The sequence below is a fragment of the Streptomyces sp. NBC_00726 genome (assembly GCF_045161735.1).
Taxonomy (GTDB): Bacteria; Actinomycetota; Actinomycetes; order Streptomycetales; family Streptomycetaceae; genus Streptomyces.
On the sequence record NZ_CP108983.1, the window covers coordinates 4,881,598 to 4,898,321 of the forward strand.

19 protein-coding genes are annotated in these 16,724 nt (G+C 71.1%); 15 read left to right on the top strand and 4 right to left on the bottom strand.

What is annotated here, in order from left to right; translation table 11 throughout:
* Window positions 1-41 precede the first annotated feature (41 nt).
* Complete coding sequence (locus OG338_RS21995) at window positions 42-1,211, top strand: cysteine desulfurase family protein (RefSeq protein WP_405938956.1); 1,170 nt, start codon at window positions 42-44, stop codon at window positions 1,209-1,211.
* On the opposite strand, the gene OG338_RS22000 is transcribed toward OG338_RS21995, so the two are convergent.
* Window positions 1,208-1,912 (bottom strand): N-acetylmuramoyl-L-alanine amidase, encoded by a 705-nt coding sequence (locus OG338_RS22000; protein ID WP_405938957.1) that lies wholly within the window; start codon window positions 1,910-1,912, stop codon window positions 1,208-1,210. The two genes, OG338_RS21995 and OG338_RS22000, sit on opposite strands and share 4 nt — an antisense overlap.
* A gap of 61 nt (window positions 1,913-1,973) precedes the next feature.
* Between OG338_RS22000 and mnmA the strand changes: the two genes are divergently transcribed.
* Window positions 1,974-3,104 (top strand): tRNA 2-thiouridine(34) synthase MnmA, encoded by a 1,131-nt coding sequence (gene mnmA / locus OG338_RS22005; protein ID WP_405938958.1) that lies wholly within the window; start codon window positions 1,974-1,976, stop codon window positions 3,102-3,104.
* A 27-nt stretch (window positions 3,105-3,131) separates the two neighbouring features.
* Here mnmA and OG338_RS22010 read toward each other — a convergent pair whose 3' ends face one another.
* The 3 genes from OG338_RS22010 to OG338_RS22020 form a co-directional block, all read right to left on the bottom strand.
* Window positions 3,132-4,310, bottom strand: a complete 1,179-nt coding sequence (locus OG338_RS22010; protein WP_405938959.1) for an MAB_1171c family putative transporter — start codon at window positions 4,308-4,310, stop codon at window positions 3,132-3,134.
* Window positions 4,301-4,684, bottom strand: a complete 384-nt coding sequence (locus OG338_RS22015; protein WP_405938960.1) for a hypothetical protein — start codon at window positions 4,682-4,684, stop codon at window positions 4,301-4,303. The genes OG338_RS22010 and OG338_RS22015 overlap by 10 nt, the downstream gene beginning before the upstream one ends.
* Window positions 4,685-4,891: 207 nt before the next feature.
* Window positions 4,892-5,341, bottom strand: coding sequence for an XRE family transcriptional regulator (locus OG338_RS22020; RefSeq protein ID WP_405938961.1), 450 nt, complete (start codon window positions 5,339-5,341; stop codon window positions 4,892-4,894).
* Between the two features lie 288 nt (window positions 5,342-5,629).
* On the opposite strand from OG338_RS22020, the gene OG338_RS22025 reads away from it, so the two are divergent.
* The 13 genes from OG338_RS22025 (at window position 5,630) to OG338_RS22085 (ending at window position 16,700) form a co-directional block, all read left to right on the top strand.
* The gene (locus OG338_RS22025; protein ID WP_405938962.1) at window positions 5,630-6,250 is read left to right on the top strand and encodes a hypothetical protein; all 621 of its coding nucleotides are present in this window, start codon (window positions 5,630-5,632) and stop codon (window positions 6,248-6,250) included.
* 20 nt (window positions 6,251-6,270) lie between these two features.
* Window positions 6,271-6,627, top strand: a complete 357-nt coding sequence (locus OG338_RS22030; protein ID WP_405938963.1) for a nuclear transport factor 2 family protein — start codon at window positions 6,271-6,273, stop codon at window positions 6,625-6,627.
* Window positions 6,624-7,622 carry an LLM class flavin-dependent oxidoreductase gene (locus OG338_RS22035; protein WP_405938964.1) on the top strand — a complete coding sequence of 333 codons (999 nt, stop codon included), beginning with the start codon at window positions 6,624-6,626 and terminating at the stop codon, window positions 7,620-7,622. Before OG338_RS22030 ends, OG338_RS22035 begins: the two co-directional genes overlap by 4 nt.
* Window positions 7,615-8,220 carry a flavoprotein gene (locus OG338_RS22040; RefSeq protein WP_405938965.1) on the top strand — a complete coding sequence of 202 codons (606 nt, stop codon included), beginning with the start codon at window positions 7,615-7,617 and terminating at the stop codon, window positions 8,218-8,220. Before OG338_RS22035 ends, OG338_RS22040 begins: the two co-directional genes overlap by 8 nt.
* Window positions 8,207-9,172, top strand: coding sequence for a hypothetical protein (locus OG338_RS22045; RefSeq protein ID WP_405938966.1), 966 nt, complete (start codon window positions 8,207-8,209; stop codon window positions 9,170-9,172). The genes OG338_RS22040 and OG338_RS22045 overlap by 14 nt, the downstream gene beginning before the upstream one ends.
* A gap of 212 nt (window positions 9,173-9,384) precedes the next feature.
* Window positions 9,385-9,528, top strand: a complete 144-nt coding sequence (locus tag OG338_RS22050) for an LxmA leader domain family RiPP (RefSeq protein ID WP_405938967.1) — start codon at window positions 9,385-9,387, stop codon at window positions 9,526-9,528.
* 178 nt (window positions 9,529-9,706) lie between these two features.
* Window positions 9,707-11,020 (top strand): M16 family metallopeptidase, encoded by a 1,314-nt coding sequence (locus OG338_RS22055; protein WP_405938968.1) that lies wholly within the window; start codon window positions 9,707-9,709, stop codon window positions 11,018-11,020.
* Window positions 11,017-12,354, top strand: coding sequence for a M16 family metallopeptidase (locus tag OG338_RS22060; RefSeq protein WP_405938969.1), 1,338 nt, complete (start codon window positions 11,017-11,019; stop codon window positions 12,352-12,354). The genes OG338_RS22055 and OG338_RS22060 overlap by 4 nt, the downstream gene beginning before the upstream one ends.
* Window positions 12,351-13,454 (top strand): class V lanthionine synthetase subunit LxmK, encoded by a 1,104-nt coding sequence (lxmK, locus tag OG338_RS22065; RefSeq protein ID WP_405938970.1) that lies wholly within the window; start codon window positions 12,351-12,353, stop codon window positions 13,452-13,454. Before OG338_RS22060 ends, lxmK begins: the two co-directional genes overlap by 4 nt.
* 4 nt (window positions 13,455-13,458) lie before the next feature.
* Window positions 13,459-14,421 (top strand): T3SS effector HopA1 family protein, encoded by a 963-nt coding sequence (locus OG338_RS22070; RefSeq protein WP_405938971.1) that lies wholly within the window; start codon window positions 13,459-13,461, stop codon window positions 14,419-14,421.
* Between the two features lie 10 nt (window positions 14,422-14,431).
* Complete coding sequence (locus OG338_RS22075; RefSeq protein WP_405938972.1) at window positions 14,432-15,265, top strand: SDR family NAD(P)-dependent oxidoreductase; 834 nt, start codon at window positions 14,432-14,434, stop codon at window positions 15,263-15,265.
* A gap of 162 nt (window positions 15,266-15,427) precedes the next feature.
* Window positions 15,428-15,967: a TIGR00730 family Rossman fold protein gene (locus OG338_RS22080; protein ID WP_405938973.1), complete on the top strand. Its 540-nt coding sequence runs from the start codon at window positions 15,428-15,430 to the stop codon at window positions 15,965-15,967.
* 43 nt (window positions 15,968-16,010) lie between these two features.
* Window positions 16,011-16,700 (top strand): SDR family oxidoreductase, encoded by a 690-nt coding sequence (locus OG338_RS22085; RefSeq protein WP_405938974.1) that lies wholly within the window; start codon window positions 16,011-16,013, stop codon window positions 16,698-16,700.
* Window positions 16,701-16,724 lie beyond the last annotated feature (24 nt).

Below are 16,724 nucleotides of genomic sequence, written 5' to 3' on the forward strand. Positions count from 1 at the left end.
CGCCGTACGCCCCATCGGGGGCTCGTAGAATCGAGCCCACCATGGCTTACCTCGACCACGCCGCGACCACGCCGATGCTTCCCGAGGCGATCGCGGCGATGACCGCGCAGCTCGCCGTCACGGGCAACGCGTCCTCACTCCACGCCGCCGGGCGCCGGGCCCGCCGTACCGTCGAGGAGTCCCGGGAATCCCTCGCCGACGCCCTCGGCGCCCGCCCCAGCGAGGTGGTCTTCACCTCGGGCGGCACCGAGGCGGACAACCTCGCGGTGAAGGGCCTGTACTGGGCCCGCCGCGACGCCGACCCCCGCCGCACCCGGGTCCTCGCCAGCCCCGTCGAGCACCACGCCGTCCTGGACGCGGTCGACTGGCTGGCCGCCCACGAGGGCGCGACCGTCGAATACCTGCCCGTCGACCGGTACGGGCGGGTCCACCCCGAGGCGCTGCGCGAGGCGGTCCTGCGCGACCCCGACGACCTCGCGCTGATCACCGTGATGTGGGCCAACAACGAGATCGGCACGATCCTGCCGGTACGCGAACTGGCCGAGGTGGCCCGCGAGTTCGACATCCCGATGCACGCCGACGCGGTCCAGGCGTTCGGGCAGCTCGATGTGGACTTCGGCGCGTCCGGGCTCGCCGCGATGACCGTCAGCGCGCACAAGATCGGCGGGCCCACCGGTGTCGGCGCGCTGCTGCTCGGCCGCGAGTACACCCCGGTGCCCGTGCTGCACGGCGGCGGGCAGGAGCGCCATGTCCGCTCCGGCACCCTGGACGTGGCGGGCATCGCCTCCTTCGCCGTCGCCGGAACGATCGCCGCCGACCGGCGCGCGGACTTCGCCCGGGAGACCGGCGCGCTCCGCGACGAGCTTGCCGCCGCCGTCCTGGCGGAGGTCCCGGACGCCCTCCTGGGCGGCGACCCGGCACCGGGTGGCCGGCTGCCGGCCAACGCGCACTTCACCTTCCCCGGCTGCGAGGGCGACTCGCTCCTGCTGCTGCTGGACGCCCAGGGCATCGAATGCTCCACCGGCTCCGCCTGCACCGCCGGAATCGCCCAGCCCAGCCATGTGCTGCTCGCCACCGGCACCGATCCGGACCTGGCCCGGGGCACCCTGCGCTTCTCGCTCGGCCACACCTCGACCGGGCAGGACGTCCAGGACGTGGCCCGGGCGATCGGCCCGGCGGTGGAACGGGCACGCTCGGCGGGGCTCAGCTAGCCCTGCCGGCCTTCCCGGACGCCTTCCCCCGATGTCTTCCCGGACGTCTTCGCGCGCCGGACCAGCTCCATATAGCGGTCCCAGTCCCAGCCGCGCCCCGGGTCCGTGTGGTCGGCGCCCGGGACCTCCACATGTCCGATGATGTGCTCCCGGTCCACCGGGATGCCGTACCGCCCGCATATCGCCGCGGTGAGCTTCGCCGAAGCCCCGTACATCGCGGCGGTGAAGTCCTGCGGGCGCTCCACGAAGCCCTCGTGCTCGATGCCCACACTGCGCTCGTTGTACGAGCGGTTGCCCGCGTGGAACGCCACGTCCAGCTCGCGGATCATCTGCGTCACATGCCCGTCCTTGCGCACCACGTAATGCGCCGCGGCCCGGTGGCCCGGGTCCTGGAAGGCACGGACCGCGCTGTCGAAGCCGCCCTGCGTGACATGGATGACCACCCGGTCGATCCCGTAGTCGTCGGGGCGGTCGGCCCGCCGCCAGTTCGCGTCCGAAGCGGCGACCCACTTCGCCGCCGCGTAGTCCACCGCCCCCGGAGTGCGCGGCTTCTCCACGCCGGGCAGCCGCCACCAGGCGCGCTTCAGCCGGTCCCGTGCCAGCGCCGCCGTGGCCACGGCCGTGACGGCGCCACCGATCACCACCGACCGCCGGCTGATCCCGGTCCCGGTGCCGCCGCCGGCCGTCCCCTTGGTCCCCATGTGACGGACAACGCTTATCCGCGAGCTTTCGGTTCCCGCTCCCACGTACCCTGGTGGGGCTATGACTGAGACTCCCCAGCGCCCCCTCCGCGTGCTCGCCGCCATGTCGGGCGGTGTCGACTCCGCCGTCGCCGCGGCCCGCGCCGCCGAGGCGGGCCACGATGTGACCGGTGTGCACCTCGCCCTCTCCGCGAACCCGCAGTCCTTCCGGACCGGCGCCCGGGGCTGTTGCACCATCGAGGACTCCCGGGACGCCCGCCGCGCCGCGGACGTCATCGGCATCCCCTTCTACGTCTGGGACCTGGCGGAACGCTTCCGCGAGGACGTCGTGGAGGACTTCGTCGCCGAGTACGAGGCGGGGCGCACCCCCAACCCGTGCCTGCGCTGCAACGAGAAGATCAAGTTCGCCGCGCTCCTCGACAAGGCCCTCGCGCTCGGCTTCGACGCGGTGTGCACCGGCCACTACGCCACCGTGGTCACCGGCGCCGACGGCCACCGCGAGCTGCACCGCGCCTCGGACATGGCCAAGGACCAGAGCTATGTGCTCGGCGTGCTGGACGAGCGCCAGCTCGCCCACGCGATGTTCCCGCTCGGCGACACCCTCACCACCAAGGACGAGATCCGCGCCGAGGCCGAGCGCCGGGGCCTCGCGGTCGCCAAGAAGCCCGACAGCCACGACATCTGCTTCATCGCCGACGGCGACACCCAGGGCTTCCTGGCGAACCGCCTCGGCGGCAAGGCGGAGGGCGACATCCTGGACGAGTCCGGTACGAAGCTCGGCACCCACGAGGGCGCCTTCGGCTTCACCATCGGCCAGCGCAAGGGCCTGCGCATCGGCCACCCCGCCCCCGACGGCAAGCCGCGCTACGTCCTGGACATCTCCCCGGTGAACAACACGGTGACCGTCGGCCCCGCCGAGGCCCTGGACGTCACCGCGCTCACCGCGATCAAGCCCCGCTGGTGCGGAACCCCCCCGTCCGGCCCGGGGGCGTACACCGCGCAGCTCCGCGCCCACGGCGGCGAGACCGAGGTGACCGCCGAGCTGACCGGCACCACCCTGCACGTCACGTTCACCGAACCGGTCCGGGGCGTCGCCCCCGGCCAGGCGGTCGTGCTGTACGACGGCACCCGCGTGGTCGGCTCCGCGACGATCGCGACGACGGCACGCCGGGAGCGCGCCGCGGCGGGCTGACCTCGGCTCGTGCGCGAGCCCGGCCGGCTACGGCGGACCGGGCTCGGTGCGAGCGGAGCGTTCCGTCGCCGCGGGGAAGCGGCGCGGGCCTCTGAGAGCGAGGGACACCGCGATCAGCTGTCGGGTATCGGCGTCGAGACTGTCCCCGACCGACTGCATGATGTCGACCGCCCGGTCCGTGGCGGCATCTCCGGACGCCTGCGCACGCAGTGCCCTGGGCAGGTGTTTCGCGACGGTCTCGGGCGATGCGCCGGTCCCCACTCCGCAGGCGGCCAGGTGCGGGCTGAGACGGACCAGCCCGTCCCGGCACTCGATCACTCGCCGGTAGTACCGCCGGTGGATGCCCCAGGCGTGCAGCGTCTCGCGCCATGGTGCGGCCGGGGAGCCGCGCAGGGTGTTCTCGGGGAACACCTCGTGGAGGCCGAGCCACAGCGGCGCGAGCTGCCGGTAGTTCCGCCGGTGCCGGATCCAGATCTGTACGGAGGCGAGCCGGGCCATGATGCTCGCGTAGCTCAGACCCGTGGCGAACAGCAGGATCGCCGGTGTGAGGAGTTGCCGGCAGACGTGGTCCAGCCGGCCCGGGAAGAGCCACTCGCACCAGCGGGCCAGTGTGCTGAGCTCGAAGACCACGTTGGCCGCCAGCATGCACGCCAGCGACGCCGCGGTCAGGCGCAGCCCGGTGGCCACGGCGCCGTCCGAGATCCTCACGTAGCCCCAGGTCCACCACAGCGCCATGGCGAGCGTGTACATCAGATACAGGGGCGGGACGGCGTGGAGCGCGACGACCGCGGGCGCGCTCATGTCCCCGTAGCCGAAGAGGCTGCTCCGGGCCGCCGGTGGCGTCGCCAGGAAGGCCGTGGTGACGCAGGCGACCGCGAGGGAGAGCAGAAGCGTCTCGCGGCGGACTCGAAGGGCGGACCGCCGGGAGACCGGCAGTAAGTGGAGGTAGAAGCGCACCAGCCAGTAGGCCGTGTCCATGGCGAAGATCTCCGCCAGCAGCCGGCCCGTGCCGGGGCCCAGTACGGAGCTGAGCGCGGCCGACACGGATGGCAGGAGGAGGCACAGTTCGGCGGCCCGGCAGGCCAGGCACAGCGAGACCGCGCGCAGGGCACGGTCGCCCGGCGCCCTGGACAGCTGGTAGAGCTTCCAGACCACGGCGAGTCCGAGCAGCACGGTGACCGGGACCTCACCCACGATCACAGCCATCCCCGCCGGTCGCCCAGCGCGGCCTGGATGCGTCGCAGTGAGGGCTCGCTCGCCGCATGCGGTGCGACATGGTCGAGGACCGAGGCCCAGCCCAGAACGATGGTGGCGATCAGCTCCGCCTCGCGTTCCTCCACGGCCTCGTACGAAGTGCGGCGCAGGGCTCGTCTGATGGTCCTGGGTGAGATGTCGGGCATCTCCTGCTGCCAGAGTGCCTCGTCGGGGTAGTCCTCGTCGTTCCGGTGCCCGGCGAGAATATGGCCCACTTCGTGCAGGATGATGTGGTCCTGGTGCGGCTTCGTCGTGTTCTGCTGGTACAGCACGTAGTCGGCCGTTCCGGTGGCGATCCAGGCGCCGTAAGGCCCCGGCACCGGCATCGGGTAAGGGACGAGGTGGAGCGGGCGCCCCCTGCGCTCGCCGAGCAACTGGCACACTTCCGCCACTTGCAAGGGGGGTTGGATGCCCAGCTCCCGGAGTACCCGCTTGCAGTGGCGTCGCAGCCGCCATTCCGTAAGCCGGTCATGGACGGACCAGTTCGACAGACCCACTCCAGCAACCCCCTGTCGCGCCCCCCGGCGCACGAGTCAGTCACTCGAGGCGGACCGACGTTCTGCCTGTTCCAACTTGTAGACGACATCGATTAGTTCCATCACCTGCTTGCGACGCGCCGGCGACAGTTCGCCGGCGCGCATGGCCATCAGCCGCACATCCCGCCCCCCGTTCTGCGCGAGCCGGTCCTGTTCGGCCCGCAGCGACGTGAGCTGGCCCTCCACGCGGCGGGCGACACCGTTGTCGAAGAAGTAGGCGGCCGGGACACCGAAGAAGTCGGCCAGCGCCTGAAGATGGCGGAGGGTCGGGTTCTCCTTGCGCCGCTTGCGGAGCTGCCAGATGTAGCTCTGCGAGATGGGGACGCCGGTCTTCCTGATCGCGGCGGCCACCTGCTCGTTGCTGTACTCCTGGCCGCTGTCCGGGCCCACTGTGGCGAACAGATGATTGAGCCGATCCGCCAGGGTCGTGCTGTTCTCATCGGACATGGCTCTGCCACCTTCTCTGCGCTCGCACCCGGTACATCCGCTTCGGCCCGCTGCCGGGTCAGCGTCCGAACTTGTCCGTGATCTTCCGGGTGTGCCTGCGTGCATTGTACGGAGGTGAAGGGTTCACCCGGTCAGGATTCGATATCAGTTGCATGGCGATCGAGCGGTGACCTAGTGTTCTCATCGCCGAGTCTCCACTGATGTGAAGAAGTGACCCCGAGGGCTGCTTGCATGAGTGGAAGATCCCCCGGCTCATGGTGTCTGGCGCAAGGAAACGGGAGTCGCTACGTGACCGATCCGACAGAGGTGCACGTGGCGGTGAAGCCGGCAGTCGGCCGGCGCCTGCGCGTGCTGACGCGGGCGCTCGCGGGGCAGCTTCGGCGACAGCCGCCGGACTGCGCCGGACCCGGCGTGGCGGTGATCCGCCACTCGGCGGAAGTGCGCCAGGCGGTGTGGGCTCTGACTCTGTGCGAGATCCCCGTCGCCTTTCTGGTCTCGTCGATTCTGCCGGTGCCCGCCCGGGTGCCGCACGCGTTGCTGGAGGCGGCACTGATCCTCCTGGGCTTCAGCGTGCTCGCGGCGATGGCGAGGCATCCGCACACCGTTTCGTCGTCTCGGGTGGTGCTGAGCACCGGGTTTCTCGGGGAGATCTCACTCCCGCGCGACCGGGTGCAGTCGGCATCCCGGTCGATGAAGACCCTCCCGGGCCGCGGGCTGCGCGCGATTCCGGGCGAACCCGGTGCCCTGGCGTGCTCACTCGGCGGTTCGGTGAGCATCTGCGTCCGGCTCGACCCGCCCGTACATGTCGACCTCGGCAAGGGCGGAGCGGTCGAGGCCACCGCGGTCTATGTGTCGGCGGACACCCCGGAGGCGTTCCCCCGGGCCCTGAGCAACTCCAGAGCATGCTGATCCTCAAGAAGGAGCCCTCTGTGACCCGCGAGTCCCGTTCCGCGGAAGCGATGGTCGTGGACCGTCAGATGGATGCGTACAACCGGCAGGCCCTGGACGAGTTCCTGGACTGCTACGACGATGCGGTGGAACTCTTCGCGGACGGTGCGGCCTTCGCGTCGGGCAGGGCGGCGCTCCGCGAGGTCTACGGTCCGCAGTTCGCGTCGGCCCGGGTGCGCGCAACCTCCCTGGCCAGGATTGAGCAGGCCCAGTGGGTCGCCGACCACGAACTGGTCGAGGCCGAGGGCGCGGCCGCCCTCACCGTTCTGGCGCTCTACCGGGTCCGGGAAGGCCGCATCGACCAGGTCCACTTCCTCGGGCAGGAGGCGGGCGCGTGAACGCGGAGTCCAGTGGTGCCGGGCGGGTCTCGGTCTTCTTCCCGATCATGCCGGTGAAGCCCGAGACCATCGTGGGATTCGCCGAACTCGTACGTGACGCGGGGCTGGCCAGGCTGTGGATGGGGCAGAGCCTCACGTACGACGCCTACCATCTCTTCGCCTATCTGGCCGGTCGGGGGCTACGCATCCCCACGGGCACCGCCGTCACGGTGATGGGCTTGCGACACCCGTACGAGGCGGCGGTGCAGGCCCGTTCGGTCGCGTTGTTCACGGGGCGGCCGATGACCGTCGGGTTCGGTCCGGGCAGCCCCGAAATGGTCGCCTCGTTGCGAGGCAGGCGCTTCGCCAGCCCGCTCACCGCGAGCCGCGAGTACCTGTCCATGGTGCGTTCCCTGGTGAACGGTGAACCGGTCAGGCGCTCCGGGGAATACCACTTCCTGGAAGGCGCTCTGCCCGCGATGCCCGCCGGTGAGCCGGAGATCCGCGTGGGTGCCGGGGTGCTGCGGTCCGGCATGGCACGGGTGGCCGGCGAGGTCGCCGACGCGGCCATCACCTGGCTCACGCCGCTGCCCTACATCCAGGAGGTGCTGGCTCCCGCGTTGCGGGAGGGGGCACAGAGCCGGGGCCGTCCGACACCGGCCGTCGTCTCGATGGTGCACTTCGCCGTGGACCGCCCGGGTGTCGACCCGCTGGCCATGGTGCTGGCCGCCAACCGGGATCACCTCGGCACCGAGCACTACACGGCGATGCTGCGCAGCGCGGGTCTGGCGGCGGATCCCTCGGACCCCGAGGCCGGAGCGAAGGGGCTGGTGGACTCCGGGGTCTTCCTGACCGGATCGGCCGAGGAGATCGCCAAGAGGGTGGCCGAGCACCTTCGGGGAGGCGTGGACGAGGTCGTGCTGTCTCCGGGCGGTGTTCTGCTGACCCGCGGGGTGGAGGCGGCGTTGGCCGACCTCCGCGACGTGGTGGCGGAGCTGGAGCGTCTCGGTGGCTGACGGCGACATACCCGGCGCCTCGGGGGGCGTGGTGTTCACGCCGCGCCGGCTCCTGCTGGTGGGCACCGGGTCGATCGGGGCGGCGTTCCTGCCGTACTGGATGAACTGGCTGGCGATGGCGCTGCCCGAGGTGGAGTGCAGGGTCGTGGTGACCCGGAGCGCGGAGCGTTTCGTCACCCGTGCCGCACTGTCGGCGGTCAACTCGACTCCGGCTCTCCTGGACGTCTGGCCGGATGAGCCCCGTACGGGGGCGCTGCACGTCGAGTGGACCGAGTGGGCCGAGGCGGTCGCCGTCTATCCGGCGACCGTGGACTTCATCAGCAGAATGGCCGCGGGCCGGGGTGACAGCCCTGCGATGCTGGCGCTCCAGTGCACGGAGGTGCCCGTGGGGATCGCTCCGTCACTCCCCCCGGGAGCCGTGCGCAACCCCCTCCTGGCGCAGCACCTGAAGAAGCTCCGGGAGCGGCCCAATATCTGTGTGGCGACGCCTGAACCGGGGGAGAGCAGCACGACCGGCCGCCAGGACGCCTATGTGCCGCCCGCGTTGCCGAATCTTCTGGCGCTGATGGAACGGGCTGGGGTCCGTGCCGAACGATGACCGCCTCTTTCCGGGTGCGAGTCCGGTCGACTCCTACGGAACGGGGTTCACCAGTACGGCTGTCTACCGCCTGCCGGCGGGGGGCGGGTTCCGGTGGGTGCGCTCCGCCGGTCCGCAGCGGTCCGAGCCGGTGCGCCCGCCGCCCGCAGTCGTACTCGGCCGCATACGCGCCCTGCCGGCCGAAGGGATGGATTTCGCGCTTCCGGAAGCCCGGGGACATCGGCTCGTTCACGCGGCCAACGGTCCGGAATCGCTCGCGAATATTTTGATGACACAGAGCCGGGAATATTCCTATCCGAGAGCTTGTGATCTGCTCGGGAGGCTCGGGAAGAATCTGGGAGAGCTGCATTCCATTTCTGGCCGTGACATGCAGGGGAAAGGGCATTTGGGGATTTCCAGACTCTCCGGATGGCTGGGCGACGGGAGCGGAGCGGGGGAATCCGGACGGCTCTTCACGGCTGCGAGGAAGCGGCTGGGGAGCGCGCGGTGGGATCTGCTCCGCGACTGGTGCGACGCATGCGCGGAGCCGTCACCCGACGACGTTCTGCTGCACGGCAAACCCGGTACCGGGCTCGTCGTACCCGGATTGAACGGCAGCCGGGCCGCGCTGCTCACCGGCGAGGACATGGCGGTCGGCCGACCGTCGCTCGACGTCGGATGGGTGCTGGGCGAGCTCGCGGAGCTGCGTGGAGTCATCCGTGACCAGGCCGGTGACGCCGCCGCCGCGGAGTGGTCCACGCTGGGCAGCGCCTTCGCCGGCGGTTACGGGCGAGCTCCGACCGCTGAGACGGGCCGGGTCGCCACGTTGTGCGTGCTCAACCACGTCAGGGACTACTGCGCCCATGTGGAGTGGAGCGAGTGGTGGGTGCCGACGGTGCTGAACTTTGTCGCCGATGAATGCGACCGGGGCGGGTCGGGGACGCTTGCCTGGGGAGAAGCCGGTGGCGGATAGGCGCGGGTAGTTCCATCGAACGGGTGCGGTGAATGGAGCCTGATCGACGAGTCGATCGGGCTCCTTCCCGTGCCCTTTTTCTTCGGCGGGGAGATCTCGAAATTCTGCCGGAAAACCCTTTCCTGGAATGTCGAAAGGGTGCTAGAAATGAGAACGCAAGGGCGCTTCGGGCAATTCCTGGAGCGTGTATCGACTATATGAGGGGAATCCCTATGGACGCCGAGAAGCTCATCGAGGGTTACACCGTGTACACCGACGCCGAGGAGCTGGCGGCGGCGCCGGAGGTCGACGAGGCGCCGGCCACCGTCGCGCTGTCGGTCGCCACGGGTCTGCTGACCTGGAAGAAGGGCTGCTGACCCGACGTCAGGGTCTGCCTGAGAGCCGGGGCGCCGGAGCCGACTGATCCCGCTAAGTATCGAGTCGGCTCCAGCACTCCGGATCCATGATAGGGCCGGGGGCGCCGTCCGGAAGGACTGCGCCCCCGGCGGACCTGTGTGCACCGTGCGCGGTGCACACCGAGGGGACCGACACTTCATGACCCGGTTGCGTCGGCTGACGCTCACCAACGGCCTCCGCGTACTCCTGGCGCCCGCGCCCTTCGCGCCGGCCGTCGCGGTCGCCGTGCACTACGACGTGGGATTCCGGTCGGAACCGGAGGGGCGCAGCGGCTTCGCCCACCTCTTCGAGCACCTCATGTTCCAGGGGAGTGCGCGCTATCCGAAGCTCGAACACTGGAGCTATGTCCAGGGGCTCGGCGGCACTGCCAACGGATCGACCCACCAGGACTACACGGACTACTACCAACTGGTACCGGAGCGGGGCCTGGCAGGCGTGCTCGCCATGGAGGCCGACCGGATGGGTTTCCCTCTCATCACGGACGAGAACCTCCGCAACCAGCGAGCGGTTGTCAAGGAGGAGGTCGGTCTCAACATCCTGAACCGGGCCTACGGCGGCTTCCCGTGGATACCGCTGCCGGCTCTCCTCTACCGTTCGTACGCGAACACCCACAACGGCTACGGCGAGTTCACGGATCTGGACCGGGCGACGGTCGATGAGGCCCGGGACTTCCACGCCACGTACTACGCGCCGTCGAACGCCGTGCTGAGCATTGCGGGAGCCTTCGACGAGGCCGCCGTCGCAGCACTGGTCGAGAACCTCTTCGGCGGGCTGCCGGCCCGGCCGAAGCCGGACCCCGCCCTCCTGAGCGAACCCCCGCCCGTGAACCCGCGGCACGGTGACTGGGCGGACGTCCACGCCTCCAGGCCGGCCCTGGCCCTCGGCCACCAGCTGCCGGACCCTGCTCGGCAACTGAACGCGTACGTGGCATGGATGACCGTGTGCGAGCTGCTGACCGGCGGCCCGACGGCCCCCCTGGAACAGAGGCTCGTGCGGGACACCGGGCTGGCGGTCCGGGTCACGGCCGGCTGCGGACTGTTCGATTCGCTGGATGCCCGCGCGCCCGACACGCTCGCCCTCGTCGTCACCCATCACGACCACGCCGAACAGGACGCCCTGCTCGCCGTGATCGACGAGGAGATCGAGCGCCTGACCGACCCGTCCACAGCGGCCTCGCGCCTCCCCGTGGCCACGGGGAGGCTGTCGGCACGCGTCTCCCGGCGCAACGCCGATCTGATGGCCCGCACCAGAGCCCTGGGAGCCTGCGAGCTCCTTCACGGCCGTGCGGCAGTCGTGGACGAACTCCCCTCCATCACGGCCGAGGTGACCGCACAGGCTGTCGCCGATGCGGCCGGTGAACTCCTCACGGGAGCGCGCGCCGTACTGCGTCTGCTCCCCGGCCGGTCGGCCGCAGGCGCCGACGGCACCACGCAGAAGGCGGCACTCACATGACAGACGTACGAGCAGACACCCGTGTCGTTCTCGACCGGACCCTGTCCAACGGGCTCCGAGTGGTCGCCGTCCCGGACGCCACCGCACCACTGGTGGAGCTCCGGCTGAGCATCCCCTGCGCCGGACCCGGGGACGCGCACGCGGCCCGTGCCCAGGTCCTCGGCGACGTGCTGCTGCCGTCGGCCGCCGAGCTGCCGCCGGAGCGCGCGCTGCACTGGGAGATCGCCGGTCTGGCCGCCGGCCGTGACGTCAACCGGCTGGGGGTCTTCGGCTGCATACCCACCGCATCGCTCGTGCCCGTACTGAGGGAGACCGCCGCCGCGTTGGCGGCTCCGCGCTACCCCGACGAACGGGTCCTCGAATCCCGGCAGCGCGTGGCCGCGGAGGTCGCCATAGGGCGTAGCGAGGCCCGCTGGATGGCGCTGGCCGCGCTGTTGCGCCGATGGAGTCCGCACCAGGTGGCGCCCTGCGACATCCCGCCTCCGGAGGCGCTGCCCCAGGTGGAACCCGAGAGCGTGAGGGAGCTGCACCGCGGCAGGCTCATGCCGCGCGGAGCGGTCCTCGTACTGGTGGGAGACTTCGCACCGGACGGGATCATGGCCACCGTTGACCGGGCGTTCGCGGAGTGGCGGGGGGACGAGAGAACGGCGTCCGCCCCGGAGCCGCTCCTGCCCGGGGCCGTTCCGGGTGACGTCGTCCTGGTGCACCGCCCGCGTTCCACGCAGGCCGAGCTGCTGCTCGCGGGGCCGGCGCCGCACCGGACCGCCCCGGACCGCCCCGCCTTCGACATGGCCAACGTCCTCTTCGGCGGCGGGGTCTCTTCCCGGCTGAGCCGGAACGTCCGCGAGGAGAAGGGGTACGCGTACGTGGCGGCATCCGCGGTGGAGGTGGTCGCGGGCCTGCCCACCGCCTTGGTGAGAGTGGCCGTCGGCGGTCCGGCCGTGGCCGATGCCCTGGCCGAGACGCGCCGGGAGCTCGGCGCGCTCGTGGGCTCCCCGCCGACCGAGCGCGAGATCGGTCACGCGAAGCAGCTGCTGGCAGGCCGGATCGGGACCGCGGCCGTCTCGCCCTCCTCGTACGCGACGTTCCTGGCCAATCTGCTGGCCGAGGGGGCCGATCCCCAGTGGGGCGCCGGATACCGGGACCGGGTCGACGCGGTTGCCGCCGAGGACGTCGTCTCGGCGGCGGGCCGCTACCTGAACCCCGACCGTCTCACCGTCGTGCTGGTTGGTGACGCGGACGTGCTGGCGGACCGCCTGGCGGGTCTGCCCGATACCCGGGTACAGCGCTTCGAGCGGCTGGAACTCGTGACGCCGCAGCAGAGGGCACGATGACGACGACCCGACGCCGCTATCTCACCCGGGCCACCGATCTTTCGCAGGTCCCCGCCGTCGCGGCGTTTCTACGCCGTCTCGGTCTCGGCGAATTCGTTCCGGAGGGCCTGGTGTCGCACACCGGGCGCAACGAGAACTGGTCCGGAACGACCACTTCGGGCCACGCGGTCTTCGTCAAGAGACTGGGCGGCGACTCCCAGGACGTGCGGCGACGTCTGCGCGGCATCATCGCTTTCGAGGAGCTCCGGGCGGACGCCCCCGGCACGACGCCGCGTGCCCCGAGGTGCCTGGGGTGGAGCGAGGAGGACGCCCTGGTGGCCTTTGAGATGCTGCCTCTGTCCCGTACCGGGGCGGAGCTCGCCGACGCGAAGGAGTTCGACGAGGGCCACGCGCGGCAGATCGGCGAGCTGATCGGTGAACTGCACGGCCTCAAGCCCTCCGGATGCGTCCGTCTCGACGCGTCGGTGCCGAGCCAGCCCTCGCCGGCCGCCTTCGAGGCACTGCCCCTGGAGGTCCACCGGGCGTCGAGCGCGGCAGAGCTTCGAGCCTGGAGCATCCTTCAGCAGGACACGGAACTCGTCGGAGCCGTCGAGGAATTGCGACGGGTCGAGGCCGCGGCCGCGACCTGTCCGACGCATGGCGATCTCCGCCTGGACCAGTTGCTGCTCTCCGGGCCCGGCTTCCATCTTCTCGACTGCGAGGAACTGCGCCTCGGGGATCCGGCTCGCGACACCGGCGCGTTCATCGGGGAGTGGCTCCACCGCGCGGTCGCCACCCTGCCGGGCCCGGCACGGAACGAGCCGGCCGGCGCGGTGCCGGCCGACCGCGAAGTGATCGCCAGGGGTGCTCGGGAGCTCCACCGCGTACGCCCCCTCGTCCGGCGATTCCACGAAGGCTATGTCTCCACCGGACGGCCCGTTACGCACGGCCTGCAACTCCAGAGCGTGCGGTACGCCGGCTGGCACCTCATGGACCGGGTGCTGGCGCAGGCGTCCCAGAGTTCGGTGCTGCATCCGGTGCAGCGTGCCGCGATGGGCATCGCCCGGACGGTGCTGCTCACTCCCGAAGCGCTCCTCACCACTCTCGGCCTCAAGGACTGAACCGATGCCGCACACGATGCTTCACCCGAGGCTGCGCGCCGCGGTCGGCCTGGTCGACATGGGTGCGGACGGGCACACCGCACGCGTACAGGGGGCGCCGGTCGCGGCGGACACCAGGGCCGCACTGCGCCACGCACTGGCCAACAGGCTGTACGAGGTCTTCCACGCCGGTCTGGAGAGGGACGACGGGCCGCGTCCCCGGACCCTGCGGGACCCTGGGTTCGAGGCCCTTCTCGCGGACGCTGTCCCGCACAGCGAGACGCGGCTGCGCGTTCCCGCCGACTCGATCGTCCGGAACGAGGACCCCGAATACCTCGTGGTGCCCGTGGACGGCGTACGGACCCTGATTCCGGTGGCGTCGGTGGACGAGGAGACGATGCCGGACGGCACGAGGACGGTGCGCTACCCGGCCGGGAGGCCCGCGCTGTCGGCCGGGTTCTTCCTGGTGGACGGCTCGGCGGGGCGGCCGGACGACCACGAGGCGACCACCCGCTTCTACCTCCATGTCGTGAACGCGGACGCGGCACCCGCCCTGTGGGGCGGTCTCCTGGAGCACCTGGAGGAGCGCGGACTGAGGTATCGCACCAAGGTCAGCTCGTCGCGGCTCTTCTACCCGCGGCGCGACGCGATCGTCGTCTACCTCCGCACCGCCGACGCCGCGGGGGCGGGGCTCGTCGAAGCGACCGCCGGACGCCCCGGAGTCGGGCGGCAGACCTCGGTGTTCGCCCAAGAGCTCGCACCGGGACTGGCCACTGCTTGCGAGCCGTCCGACAACCGCAAAGGCATGGCGTCCATGAGCTTCGGACAGCACAGGGCCCATGCCGTGGCGGACGGCCTGCTGGACCATTCCGGGGCCGGGCACGAGGGCACCCTCGGTGAGGCCGTCTGCCATGCCCTGAACAGAGCCGGAGTGCGGCCCGACGCGCCCTGGCTCAATCTCCCGCCCACGAGCCATCATGACGACTGAGGAGCGACAGATGCCGAGCGGTCCGCTGCGGGAAAACGGGCGGGTGGTGCTGATCACGGGGGCGACGGCCGGGCTGGGCCGCCACATCGCGGGTCGGCTGGCGACTCCGGGCACGACCCTCCTGCTGCACGGACGTGATCCGGCCGCCCTGCACGACCTGGGTGCGATCCTGAAGGACAAGGGAGCGACGGTCCACACGTACCGCGCGGACCTCGCCTCGCTCGACGAAGTCCGTGACCTGGGCCGGTCCGTGCGGGACAGACACCACCGGATCGACGTGCTCATCAACAACGCGGGCGTCGGCCCGGGCGCTGAGGGTGCCGGGCGGGAATCGAGCAAGGACGGACATGAGCTGCGGTTCGCCGTCGGATACCTCGCGCCCTATGTGTTCACCCGGCTCCTGCTCCCCGCGCTGAGGTGTTCCGCCGCGGCGAGGGTGATCAACGTCGGATCCGCCGCCCAGTCCGAGATCGACCACGACGATCCGGAGATGACGGCGTCCTACCACGGATGGGTCGCCTACAGCCGTACGAAGCTTGCTCTCGCCTCGTTCAGCAGGGACCTGGCGGACGAGCTCAAGCCGTACCGGATCGCGGTCAACTGTGTGCACCCCGCCGATCTCATGGACACCGCACTGGTACGGGACACCGGGCTCGCGCCGCAGTCGACGGTCGCGCAGGGCGGCGACGCGGTCCTCGCCCTGATGAGCCAGCCGTTCACGGAGGCCGGCACCGGCGGCTACTACAACGGCCTGGAGCGGGCCGAGCCGCACGAGGATGTACAGGATGCCGTGAAGCGCCGCAGACTTCGTGAGATGACCGAGCGGCTCCTGTCCGGCCGGTAGCAGCATGAGGTGAGCCCCGCACGGCCACGCCCGACCCCAGTACGGGCGTGGCCGCGCGGGGCGCTCAAGGGTGTGCGCACCACGCATTTCAGGGTCCGTCACCCGGCCGCCCGCCGCATCCCGGCGGCGGCCCCGCACGGGGCGGGCCTTACCGTGGCAGCCATGAACATCTGCGTCTTCCTCTCCGCCGCCGATCTCCCCGACCGCTACACCGTGCCCGCCCGTGAATTCGCCGAGCTGCTGGGGCGCGGCGGGCACACCCTCGTCTGGGGCGGCTCCGAGAGCGGCCTGATGAAGGTCGTCGCCGACGGCGTCCAGGAGGCGGGCGGGAAGCTGGTCGGGGTCTCGGTGGACTTCCTGGCCGCCAAGGCGCGTACCAACGCCGACGAGATGGTCATCGCCCGCGACCTCGCCGAGCGCAAGGCGCTCCTGCTCGCGAAGTCCGACGCGATCGTGATCATGGTCGGCGGCACCGGGACGCTGGACGAGGCGACCGAGATCCTGGAGCTGAAGAAGCACGGCAAGCACACCAAGCCGGTCGTCCTGCTCAACACCGCCGGCTTCTACGACGGCCTGCGCGAGCAGTTCCGGCGCATGGAGGACGAGGGCTTCCTGCCGCTCCCGCTGACCGAGCTGGTCCTCTTCGCGGAGGACGGCGTCGGCGCCCTGGCCTACCTGGAGGAGTCGGCCGGCCTGCGGTGATGTGCCGTACGGGGGCCAGGCGGCGGATGCGACGATGGGGGCCATGTCCACTCACCTCATCACCGGTGCCGGCTCCGGCATCGGCGCAGCGGTCGCCCGGCGTCTCACCGCGCGCGGGGACGACCTCGTCCTGCTGGCCCGCGACGCCGGCCGCGCCAAGGAGCTCGCCGCGCTCCACCCCGGCGCCCGCACCCTCGTCGGCGACCTGTCCAACCCGGACCGGCTCTCCTGGGCCCTCGCCCAGCAGTCCGTCCCGGAACGGCTCGACTCGCTGCTGCACATCGCGGGCGTGGTCGAGCTCGGCCCGGTCGGTGAGCTGACCCCCAAGGCGTGGCACCTCCAGCTCAACGCCAACCTCGTCGCCCCCGCCGAGCTGACCCGGCTCACCCTGCCCCAGCTGCGCGTCGCCCAGGGCCATGTGCTCTTCGTCAACTCCGGGGCCGGGCTCTCCGCGAGCCCCGAGTGGAGCGCGTACGCCGCCAGCAAGCACGGCCTGAAGGCGCTCGCGGACTCGCTGCGCCACGAGGAGCACGGCAACGGCGTCCGGGTCACCACGGTCTACCCGGGCCGCACCGCCAGCCCCATGCAGGAGAAGGTCCACCGGCAGGAGGGCAAGGAATACGACCCCGCCCGCTGGATCGACCCCGACTCCGTCGCGACCACCATCCTGATGGCGCTCGACCTGCCCCGCGACGCCGAGGTCAACGACCTCACCGTCCGGCCCGGCCGCTGATCGCGGGGGCCCAACGACCTCGCC

What these genes read in the sequence shown, in the direction of transcription:
- OG338_RS22055 (WP_405938968.1), top strand. Translation starts at nt 9,707, where the DNA reads ATGACCCGGTTGCGTCGGCTGACGCTCACCAACGGCCTCCGCGTACTC.
- OG338_RS21995 (WP_405938956.1), top strand. Translation starts at nt 42, where the DNA reads ATGGCTTACCTCGACCACGCCGCGACCACGCCGATGCTTCCCGAGGCG.
- OG338_RS22060 (WP_405938969.1), top strand. Translation starts at nt 11,017, where the DNA reads ATGACAGACGTACGAGCAGACACCCGTGTCGTTCTCGACCGGACCCTG.
- mnmA (WP_405938958.1), top strand. Translation starts at nt 1,974, where the DNA reads ATGACTGAGACTCCCCAGCGCCCCCTCCGCGTGCTCGCCGCCATGTCG.
- OG338_RS22010 (WP_405938959.1), bottom strand. Translation starts at nt 4,310, where the DNA reads ATGGCTGTGATCGTGGGTGAGGTCCCGGTCACCGTGCTGCTCGGACTC.
- OG338_RS22085 (WP_405938974.1), top strand. Translation starts at nt 16,011, where the DNA reads ATGTCCACTCACCTCATCACCGGTGCCGGCTCCGGCATCGGCGCAGCG.
- OG338_RS22020 (WP_405938961.1), bottom strand. Translation starts at nt 5,341, where the DNA reads ATGTCCGATGAGAACAGCACGACCCTGGCGGATCGGCTCAATCATCTG.
- lxmK (WP_405938970.1), top strand. Translation starts at nt 12,351, where the DNA reads ATGACGACGACCCGACGCCGCTATCTCACCCGGGCCACCGATCTTTCG.
- OG338_RS22000 (WP_405938957.1), bottom strand. Translation starts at nt 1,912, where the DNA reads ATGGGGACCAAGGGGACGGCCGGCGGCGGCACCGGGACCGGGATCAGC.
- OG338_RS22050 (WP_405938967.1), top strand. Translation starts at nt 9,385, where the DNA reads ATGGACGCCGAGAAGCTCATCGAGGGTTACACCGTGTACACCGACGCC.
- OG338_RS22070 (WP_405938971.1), top strand. Translation starts at nt 13,459, where the DNA reads ATGCCGCACACGATGCTTCACCCGAGGCTGCGCGCCGCGGTCGGCCTG.
- OG338_RS22075 (WP_405938972.1), top strand. Translation starts at nt 14,432, where the DNA reads ATGCCGAGCGGTCCGCTGCGGGAAAACGGGCGGGTGGTGCTGATCACG.
- OG338_RS22080 (WP_405938973.1), top strand. Translation starts at nt 15,428, where the DNA reads ATGAACATCTGCGTCTTCCTCTCCGCCGCCGATCTCCCCGACCGCTAC.
- OG338_RS22015 (WP_405938960.1), bottom strand. Translation starts at nt 4,684, where the DNA reads ATGCCGGTGCCGGGGCCTTACGGCGCCTGGATCGCCACCGGAACGGCC.